Annotated in this window: 1 protein-coding gene; it reads right to left on the reverse strand. The window is 67.3% G+C overall.

Going from position 1 to position 2,508, the window contains the following annotated elements:
- The coding region (locus QZV84_RS03810; RefSeq protein ID WP_292825544.1) for a cation-transporting P-type ATPase at positions 1–2,508 on the reverse strand (2,508 nt) is incomplete at both ends.

Genomic DNA, 2,508 nt, shown 5'->3' on the forward strand with positions numbered 1-2,508 from the left:
CCAGTAGGTCGGGTTCGAGAGTGTGTAGCGGCTGAACAGCCCGCCCGCGCTGCGGCGCTGCGTGATGTTCAACAGCTGACAGACCAGCACCGTAACGTACGTCATCGTCGTCGCCTGAGCGATGATCGCGGCATCCACCGGCCCGTCGAACGGATTCGATCCAGATCGGCCGAAGAAGAGAAGGAAGTTGGCGATCGCCAGCACACCCATGATCGACCCGGCGTACATCACGTCGCCGATGCTGCGCGGGTTGACGATGTGCACCTTCGGATCGCGTGGGGCCTGCTTCATCACCCGGCCCTCCTCGGGATCGCGGCCGAGCGCGGCGATCGGCAGCAGCTCGCCGAGAAGGTCGATCGCCAGGATCTGCAGGACGTTGATCGCCAGCGGCAGGCCGGCGACCGTTGCGAGGATGAGACTCACGATATTGACGACCAGTTCGGCGGCATTGGATGTCAGGCAGCCGAGCACGCCTTTCGCGATGTTGGCGTAGATCACCCGGCCCTGCTCGACCGCCCGCACAAGAGTGGAGAAGCTGTCGTCGAGCAGGACGATCTCGGACGCCTCTTTCGCGACATCCGTGCCCGAAACCCCCATTGCGACGCCGATGTTCGCGTGCCGAAGAGCCGGGGCGTCGTTGATGCCGTCGCCGGTGACCGCGACGACGTTGCCCGACCGCTTCACGAGGTCGACGATGCGCGTCTTATCCTCGGGATCGACGCGGCTGAAGATCGTGCCCCCTGCGATCGCCCGCTCGAGCACCGCCTGGTCGCTCATCCCTGGCAGTTCGTCGCCGGTGACGATGGTCATCTCGCCGTTGCGATCGAGTCCCGCCTGATGGGCGATCGCCTCAGCCGTACGCGAGAAGTCCCCCGTGACGATGTTCACCTTGATGCGGGCATCCAGTGCCCGGCGCATCGCCTCGGGCACGTCCTCGCGGATCGGGTCGACCATCGAGACCAGTCCGAGCAGAGTGAGGTCCTTCTCGACGGATGCCGGGTCGATCGTGTCGGCATCCTCGGCCGTCGCCGACCGCACGGCGTAGGCGAGATTGCGAAGTCCGCGGTCGGACTTCGCGATGTGGGCGACGAGGAACGCCTCGCGATCGGCATCCGTGATCGGCCGCACGGTGCCGCCGTCGGCAATCCGGCTCGCCGCCGCGACGACGGACTCGGGCGCACCTTTCACATATGCGGTCAGCGCGCCGTCCGGTCGCTCGCGGATGGTGGTCATCAGCTTGCGCGCCGAGTCGAACGGGAACTCACGCACTTTGCTTTCGGCCGCCCGTGACGTCACGAGATCGACTCCTGCTTTCGCGGCCGCAACCAGCAGCGCCCCCTCCGTGGGATCTCCCAGGACGTGCCACCCGGCGTGTCCGTCGTCCGGAGCGAGCAGTCGCGCATTGCTCACCAAGGTTCCCGCACGCAGGAACTGCACCAGCCGGTCGTGCTCGACCGGGCCGGTGCCCGCGGACGGCGTCAGCGCCTCAATGGCGCCGACCGGTTCGTAGCCGATGCCGTGCACGACATACTCGGTGCCGGCGACCACGAGTTCGGTCACCGTCATCTCGTTCTTGGTCAGCGTGCCGGTCTTGTCGGTGCAGATCACCCGCGTCGACCCGAGCGTCTCCACCGCGCTCAGGCGTTTGACGAGCGCCTTGCGCTTCGCGAGTGCGGCCGCGGCATCGGCCAGGGCGGTGTTCACCTCGGCGGGCAGCCCCTGGGGGATGACGGCGCTGGCGAAGCCCACCGCGAACAGCACCGCCTCGCGGAACGGCAGCTTCGCCCACACCGCGACGACGAGCAGCACCAGCGCCAGGCCGACCGCGGCATAGGTGACGACCTTGCCGAGACGCTGTGTTTCGCGCTGCAGAGGGCTCGGGCTCTGCGGCGCCGATTGGGCCAGCTGGGCGATACGGCCGAGTTCGGAATGGATGCCGGTGGCAACGACCACTCCGACCGCCTCACCCGTGGCCACTGTCGTACCGGCGTGGGCGGTGTTGTGGCGCTCCGCGACCATCACCTCGGTCAGGATCGCGTGCGTGTACTTGCGCGTCGGGTCGCTCTCGCCGGTGAGGGCGAACTCGTTCGTGGAGAAGGCGCTCGCCTCGATGAGCCTGATGTCGGCAGGCACCGACGCGCCCTCGGTCAAGCGCACCACGTCACCCACGACGAGCTCTGTCGAGGGAAGCTCGGTGAGCCGGCCGTCGCGGGTGACCTGGCTCAGCGAGAGCGACAGATGCTGCAGCGCGTCCATCGTCTTGCCGGAGCGGTACTCCTGGAAGAACCCGATCGAGGTGTTGATCAGGACCAGCAGCAGAAGCACGAGGGAGGTGAGCACATCGCCGAGATACGCCGTGATCGCGGCGCAGATGAGCAGCAGCACGACGATCCAGTCCTTGAACTGGCGGAGGAACCGTCGCACCAGCCACTCGCGGTGCACCTGCACGCTGACGTTGTCGCCGTACTCGGCGCGGTTGCGCAGCACCTCGGCGCTCGTGAGGCCCTC

It is taken from the genome of Microbacterium sp. (genome assembly GCF_011620715.1).
Classification (GTDB): Bacteria; Actinomycetota; Actinomycetes; order Actinomycetales; family Microbacteriaceae; genus Microbacterium.